Annotated in this window: 11 protein-coding genes; 5 read left to right on the top strand and 6 right to left on the bottom strand. The window is 61.7% G+C overall.

Annotated features, from left to right (window positions below):
• From WBB85_RS03045 to WBB85_RS03035, 3 genes are all read right to left on the bottom strand, one after another.
• Positions 1 to 330, bottom strand: a 330-nt coding sequence (locus tag WBB85_RS03045; protein WP_432637148.1) for a sirohydrochlorin chelatase, incomplete at its 3' end; no start/stop codon positions are given.
• A gap of 3 nt (positions 331 to 333) precedes the next feature.
• Positions 334 to 552 carry a DUF6732 family protein gene (locus WBB85_RS03040; RefSeq protein WP_432637147.1) on the bottom strand — a complete coding sequence of 73 codons (219 nt, stop codon included), beginning with the start codon at positions 550 to 552 and terminating at the stop codon, positions 334 to 336.
• A 254-nt stretch (positions 553 to 806) separates the two neighbouring features.
• The gene (locus tag WBB85_RS03035) at positions 807 to 1,091 is read right to left on the bottom strand and encodes a DNA-binding response regulator (protein ID WP_432637146.1); all 285 of its coding nucleotides are present in this window, start codon (positions 1,089 to 1,091) and stop codon (positions 807 to 809) included.
• A gap of 251 nt (positions 1,092 to 1,342) precedes the next feature.
• Here WBB85_RS03035 and WBB85_RS03030 point away from each other — a divergent pair, with 251 nt between their 5' ends.
• Genes WBB85_RS03030 through WBB85_RS03015 form a run of 4 tightly spaced genes read left to right on the top strand, consistent with a single transcriptional unit; the run spans position 1,343 to position 4,775 of the window.
• Positions 1,343 to 1,714: a DUF1636 family protein gene (locus WBB85_RS03030; RefSeq protein ID WP_432637145.1), complete on the top strand. Its 372-nt coding sequence runs from the start codon at positions 1,343 to 1,345 to the stop codon at positions 1,712 to 1,714.
• Complete coding sequence (locus tag WBB85_RS03025; protein ID WP_432637144.1) at positions 1,711 to 2,643, top strand: threonine-phosphate decarboxylase; 933 nt, start codon at positions 1,711 to 1,713, stop codon at positions 2,641 to 2,643. The genes WBB85_RS03030 and WBB85_RS03025 overlap by 4 nt, the downstream gene beginning before the upstream one ends.
• Positions 2,640 to 3,554 (top strand): adenosylcobinamide-phosphate synthase CbiB, encoded by a 915-nt coding sequence (cbiB, locus tag WBB85_RS03020; RefSeq protein ID WP_432637143.1) that lies wholly within the window; start codon positions 2,640 to 2,642, stop codon positions 3,552 to 3,554. Before WBB85_RS03025 ends, cbiB begins: the two co-directional genes overlap by 4 nt.
• A 45-nt stretch (positions 3,555 to 3,599) precedes the next feature.
• Positions 3,600 to 4,775, top strand: a complete 1,176-nt coding sequence (locus tag WBB85_RS03015) for a lytic murein transglycosylase (protein ID WP_432637142.1) — start codon at positions 3,600 to 3,602, stop codon at positions 4,773 to 4,775.
• A gap of 45 nt (positions 4,776 to 4,820) precedes the next feature.
• Here WBB85_RS03015 and WBB85_RS03010 read toward each other — a convergent pair whose 3' ends face one another.
• Positions 4,821 to 5,180: a hypothetical protein gene (locus WBB85_RS03010; RefSeq protein ID WP_432637141.1), complete on the bottom strand. Its 360-nt coding sequence runs from the start codon at positions 5,178 to 5,180 to the stop codon at positions 4,821 to 4,823.
• A gap of 218 nt (positions 5,181 to 5,398) precedes the next feature.
• On the opposite strand from WBB85_RS03010, the gene WBB85_RS03005 reads away from it, so the two are divergent.
• Positions 5,399 to 5,731: a GYD domain-containing protein gene (locus WBB85_RS03005; protein WP_432637140.1), complete on the top strand. Its 333-nt coding sequence runs from the start codon at positions 5,399 to 5,401 to the stop codon at positions 5,729 to 5,731.
• Between the two features lie 32 nt (positions 5,732 to 5,763).
• Here the strand turns inward: WBB85_RS03005 and WBB85_RS03000 are convergent, their stop codons facing one another.
• Both WBB85_RS03000 and WBB85_RS02995 read right to left on the bottom strand, forming a co-directional pair.
• Entirely contained in the window at positions 5,764 to 5,889 is a 126-nt protein-coding gene (locus WBB85_RS03000) for a hypothetical protein (protein ID WP_432637139.1), read from the bottom strand.
• 78 nt (positions 5,890 to 5,967) lie between these two features.
• Positions 5,968 to 6,204, bottom strand: a 237-nt coding sequence (locus WBB85_RS02995; protein WP_432637138.1) for a hypothetical protein, incomplete at its 5' end; no start/stop codon positions are given.

The following is a 6,204-nucleotide window of genomic DNA, read 5'->3' as shown; positions in this document are numbered from 1 at the left end:
CATCTTGGGATCGACGCCAAGCTCACGGCCATAGGTCACTTCGATGTCGTTGGCCTTGGAATAGGTGTTCAGTACCGTAGGAATATCGTTCTTGGCATGCATCGCGGCAAACAGCATTCCCGGGACGGCCAGAATGCGATCACAACCCTTGTCGCGCAGCCGATCAAGCCCGTCGCGGATGACCGGATTGGCGAACTCAAGATAGCCGTAATCGGTTTCCCAGTCGTCAGGCAGATAGGCCGGCAGTTTTTCAGCAAGGACGGCGAATTCATCCACTGCCGCTTGTGACCGCGACCCGTGGCCGCAGATCATCACGCCAATCTTGGTCATGACCTAAGCCCCCTGTTTTTCTTCGGAACCCTGTGACTCGTCTCTGGCCGCGTTGCCTTTGCGGCGCCCCTTGATGGCACCCCAGATCCCCATGGCGATGGCAGCCCCGATCGCAGCCCCAGCGACCCAATGGTCGTGGCCTGCGACATCGACCAGATGCCCGGGATGCGCAACAGCCGGCGTAGCACTACATAGCGCAAAGAGCGGGAGCAGGGATTTCATCATACGTCCTTTCGTCAGGGCTGGTCGGCCAAAGAGGCAAAGGCGTATCCTTCGACGACGCTGTTTCAGATCCCCGTCGAGGTCGATCTTCGGCAGCCAACCTCTCTGGCCCGGTAGGGGGCTTCGTCGCCTAAAGCCTATAGGCGGCGGGGCAGACAGGTGCAACGGGAATAGCGGCGCGGCGACACCGGAATCCGACATCGCGCGCGGCCGGTCCAGTTCAGCCACCTCAGCACTGCCCAAGACCGCAGTCGCTAGTGCGGGGTGCCGTAATATTCGACCAGCGCCGACAAATCCTCGGGCGCGATCCTTGACGGCATCATCGCGCAGGCGTTCGGGATGTGCTGAAATATGGATCCATCCGAGAAGAATTCGCCACTGGTCGTAAAGATGATCTTTGTGCCCGGACAACGGTAACTTGCGAAGTCCGCAATAGCGAAAGCGCTGCCGTTTTCCAGTATGAGATTAAGCACAATGATGTCGATCTTGTCCGATCGGATAATATCGACAGCCTCGCCTTGAGAATGCGCAAGAATCACCTCGCATCCACGTCGCTCAAGGTGGCGACGCCAGACCCACCCAAGGTCCGGGTTACCTTCAACAATAAGAACTCGCATTTTACCTCGGTTGCCCCAAGGGCAATTTTCGCACGTCTTCCCCTCCCGCAAAAATCCACCCAATTCGTTAACAAGGCGTTAACCTGAACCACCAATTCGTTAACAATTGTCAATCCGGTTGCGTCTCCGGCACGAATCCGCTCAATGGGGCCGGCGATAGAAGAAGGCAGCTTATGACCACTTGGATTACCATCTGCGATACCTGCAAACGTGAAGGCTGGACCGCCGAGGAGCATGGCCGGACCGATGGCGAAGCCTTCGCCGAGATGATCGAAGAGGCCGCGAACGGCGCCCCGGTTCGGACCCGCCGCACCTCTTGCCTGATGGGCTGTGCCCATGGCTGCAATGTCGCGGTTCAGGCGCATGGAAAACTCTGCTACACCATCGGTAATTTCACGCCCGACCGAGAATCCGCAGAAGCGGTCGTGGCCTACGCGATGCTGCATGCGGATACAGACACGGGACAGGTCCCCTATCGTCAATGGCCCGCCGCGATAAAGGGACATTTTGTGACCCGCCATCCGCCGCTGCCACCTGAAGAATGACGAAGCTGCGCGATCATGGCGGCGGGCTCGACGCGGCGGTTCGGAACCATGGCGGAGACCGGGCCGATTGGCTGGACCTGTCGACCGGCATAAACCCGGTGCCCTACCCGGTCGGCCAAATCAGTCAAGACGCCTGGACAGCGCTGCCCGATCAGGGTGCCATGACCCGGCTGCTCGAAGCCGCGCGCAAGTTCTGGGATGTACCCGATGAGGCCGCGATCATCGCCGCACCGGGGGCGTCAGCGCTGATCGCGCGGATTCCATCTCTGAGGCCCAAGGGTTCGGTTCATATTCATGCACCCACCTACAATGAACATGCCGCCGCATTCCGCGCCTCCGGCTGGCAGGTCGGCAAGGCGCAGTCCGACGCTCAGGTCGTTGTCCATCCGAACAATCCGGACGGTCGCCTCTGGACGGAATCCGATCTGACAGCGCCTTTCCGCATCATTGATGAAAGCTTCTGCGATACCACGCCCAAGGAAACACTGATGCGCCTGGCAGGACGCCCCGGAACGCTTCTGCTCAAGAGTTTCGGCAAGTTCTGGGGGTTGGCGGGGCTACGGCTTGGATTTGCCATTGGCGATCCCGGGCTTGTTTCCGAACTGGCAGAGCGGCTGGGCCCCTGGGCGACCTCCGGTCCGGCGATTGAAATCGGTGCGCGCGCGCTGGGTGATCCTGACTGGGCAATGACCGCTCGAAAGCGACTGGCCGAAGATGCCGCCCGTCTTGATCGAATGATGGTTCCGCATGGGCAACTTGTCGGTGGCACGGACCTGTTCCGCCTCTACGACGTCGATGATGCGGCCACAGTGCAGAACCGGCTCGCGCAGCATCAAATCTGGACCCGCATCTTTCCCTATTCGACAGGGTGGCTTCGCCTTGGGCTGCCGGCCCCGGATCGCTGGGCGCAGCTTGAGGCGGCGCTGTGACCCACGCTGCCATTCTGGTTGCCGCGATGGTGCTCGACGCCATCTTCGGCGAACCGGACTGGCTGTGGAAACGCTTTGCGCACCCGGCCGTCCTGATGGGCCGCGCTGTCGGCTGGGCGGACGAGGCCCTGAACCACGGGCGAAATCGCCGCGCGAAGGGCGTCCTGACCACAGCGGCACTGGGCGGCATGGCAATCGCGATCGGTGCCGCGATAGAGGCCCTGCCCGGCGGCGCGGTGCTGGAAACGCTTGCGGCGGCGGTGCTGCTGGCGCAACGCAGCCTGACCGACCATGTGCGTGCCGTCGCGCAAGGCTTGCGACAGTCGCTACCGGCGGGCCGCCATGCCGTTGCGATGATCGTCAGCCGCGACACCGCCGACATGGACGAGGCCGCGGTTTCCCGTTCGGCCATCGAAAGCGCTGCCGAAAACCTGTCTGACGGCGTCGTCGCCCCGGTTTTCTGGTTTCTCCTCGCCGGGCTGCCGGGGCTCTTGCTTTACAAGATCGTCAACACCGCCGACAGCATGATCGGTTATCGCACGCCCCGCCACGAAGCGTTCGGCTGGGCAGCGGCGCGGCTTGACGATGCGCTGAACCTGATACCGGCGCGGCTGACCGCGCTTTTGATTGCCGCCGTGCATCTGCGCTTCGATATCTGGCCCGAAGTCCGCCGCGACGCCCGGTTGCACAAATCCCCGAATGCGGGCTGGCCCGAAGCGGCGATGGCGGCAAGCCTTGGCATCGCCTTGGCCGGGCCCCGCAGCTACGGCGGCGAAATGCGCGACTTTCCGTTCGTCAACCCCGATGGCCGCCGCGATCTGACCGCCGCCGATATCGAATCCGCCGCAGCAGCACTTTGGCGCACATGGGCGCTGCTTCTGTGCCTTGTCGCGATACTTGCCATTGCGTGACCCCAAGGTCCTGCTAACCTGCCCCCGTCAATCCTTGGAGGCTGTATGCGTTTTCCCCTAGTCCTGTCCGTCGCACTGGGCCTTGCCGCGCCCGCACTGGCGAATGTTCCCTGCGGAGGATCGTTTTCCTCCTTTGTCGGCGGCCTCAAGCAAGAGGCCGTCAGTCGCGGCCATTCCTCTGCATCGGTTGACCGGTTCTTCGCCAACGCGCGCCAGGACCCGAGTGTGATCAAGGCGGATCGGGCTCAGGGGATTTTCCAGATGAGCTTTGTCGACTTCTCGCGCCGGGTCATCAGCCAGAACCGAATCGACAACGGCAAACGCAATGCGCAGAAATACGACGCGGTTTTCGATGTCGTGGAACGCAATTACGGCGTTTCGCGCGGCGTGCTACTTGCGTTCTGGGCGCTCGAAACCGACTACGGACAGGTTCAGGGCAATTTCAATACGCTGAACTCGCTTCTGACCCTGTCGCACGATTGCCGCCGTCCCGAATTGTTCCAGCCGCAGGTCTTTGCCGCACTGGAACTCTACGAGCGCGGCGATTTCGACCCCGTGAACACCAAGGGGGCCTGGGCCGGTGAAATCGGCATGGTGCAGATGTTGCCCGAAGACATCCTTGCCAACGGCGTGGATGGCGACGGCGACGGTCACGTCAGCCTGAAAACCTCGCCCGCCGACGCGCTGATGTCGGGCGGCAAAATGCTGCGCGGGCTTGGCTGGCGCGCGAATGAACCGTGGTTGCAGGAAATCGTGGTGCCTCAAAACCTCGATTGGGCAGCGACCGGGCTGAACCATACCCAGACGGTAAGCCAATGGGCCAAACAGGGCGTCTCTGCGCGCAGCGGCGCGCTCGGCCCCTCGAACCTGCCAGCCTCGGTGCTGCTGCCGATGGGCCGCAACGGGCCGGCTTTCCTCGCCTACCCGAATTTCAGGGTCTATTTCGAATGGAACAAGAGCTTCGTCTATGTCACCACCGCAGCCTATTTCGCCACGAGGCTGGAAGGCGCGCCGGTTTTCGACGCCCGCAATCCTGAACCCGGGCTGTCGGACGGGCAGATGAAGTCGCTGCAGAAAAAGCTGTCCGCGCGGGGCCATGATGTGGGTGGCATTGACGGTATTCTCGGCGAGAAGACGCGAGAGGCCGTTCAGAAAGAGCAGGTGCGACTTGGCCTGCCCGCCGATGCCTGGCCCACTGCGGCGCTTTTGTCGAAGCTCTGATTTTCCAGAGCCGTTCAGCCGCAAGCAAGCAGCGTTCAGACTGCCCTATTGAAGCGCCGTGCGTGCGCGCACCGGGAACCTTGTGCCATCGGCAATGACCAGCACGAGCCGGTCGCCATCCATGACGTAAGTATCGCAACGTGACCCGCCAACAGTCATCCGCACGCAAACCGACCCGGCCCCGGCCAGTTCATAGGTCCCGTCCCATTCCTCCCCGCCATCGACGTAAGTGTAGATATAGGTCCCGTCCGGATAGTAGTAGGATTTCGAGCCATCGTAGAACTCGATGACCTGACCGGTCAGTGCCTCACTTAATCCAGTCGCATCCAGTTGGCTGTCCGAAGGTCTCAGCCCCTGCGCCGCGGCTGGCAAGGTCATCAGGGCAAGCAGTAGTGCCAGACGCATCCGTTCGCCTTTCCGTTTTCACAACCCTAGCCCAGATCCGGTCAAAGCGTGGCATCACATTAAGGCGACAGATGTGCGGGGGGCCTGTATGGCCAGATCGACTCGCAAGTCGAAAAGGCGTAGTCTGCTCGAATTGCAACAGCCGGCGAGTCGGGTTTTTCCATTAGCCAGTTACCGCAGTTCAGGCCGACGCCCCGGCACCAATCGGGGGGAAACACATGCCGTATTACCTGTTCACCGGACGCTATTCGACCGATGCGCTGAAAGCCATGGTCGCAAAACCTCAGGACCGCGAAGCCGCAGCCCGCAAACTGATCGAAGGGATCGGCGGCAAGCTGCATCATTTGTTCTTCGCCTTTGGTGACGAAGATATCTACGCGCTGATCGAAGCCCCGGATGACCGAACCATGGCCGCAGGGGCGTTGGTTGTGGGCGCTTCCGGCACCATGTCAGGCGGCAGGACGATCAAGTTGATGACGTCAGGCGAAGCGATGGAGGCCATGAAAGCCGCCGGGAAAGCCACACCCAGCTACAAGGGCGCCATCGGCTGATCCGGCAGCGCGCCTTTCGCGCGCCGGTGAGTTCAGCACCCATCCAGCAGCGCGGCGACGGGGCCGGTCCTGCAGTATTTTGCCTGCGCCTCACCCGGCTCGACGCCGGTCAGGGCCAGAAGCAACAGGACAGTAGCGATGGCGACAGCTTCATGCATGGCGGGTCCTCGGTCGTTTGTTCACGACCTGTTCTAGCCATTAATGATTAATCCGCCGTTACCCATGCTGGGGGCGACTCAGGCCACCATCTGCTCGGCGCGTTTGAGGTCGACGGAAACCAGCTGGCTGACACCCTGTTCGCCCATCGTGACGCCAAAAAGCCGGTCCATCCGGCTCATGGTGACCGGGTTGTGCGTGATGATGACGAATCGGGTGTCGGTGCGCTGGCGCATTTCGTTCAGCATGTTGCAGAACCGGTCGACGTTGGCGTCGTCCAGCGGTGCGTCCACCTCGTCCAGAACACAGATTGGGGC

Origin of the sequence: Albidovulum sp. (assembly GCF_049646345.1) — a bacterium.
Taxonomy (GTDB): Bacteria; Pseudomonadota; Alphaproteobacteria; order Rhodobacterales; family Rhodobacteraceae; genus Albidovulum.
Note: the sequence above shows the minus strand (reverse complement) of the source record. Positions and strands in the feature narration are given on the sequence as shown.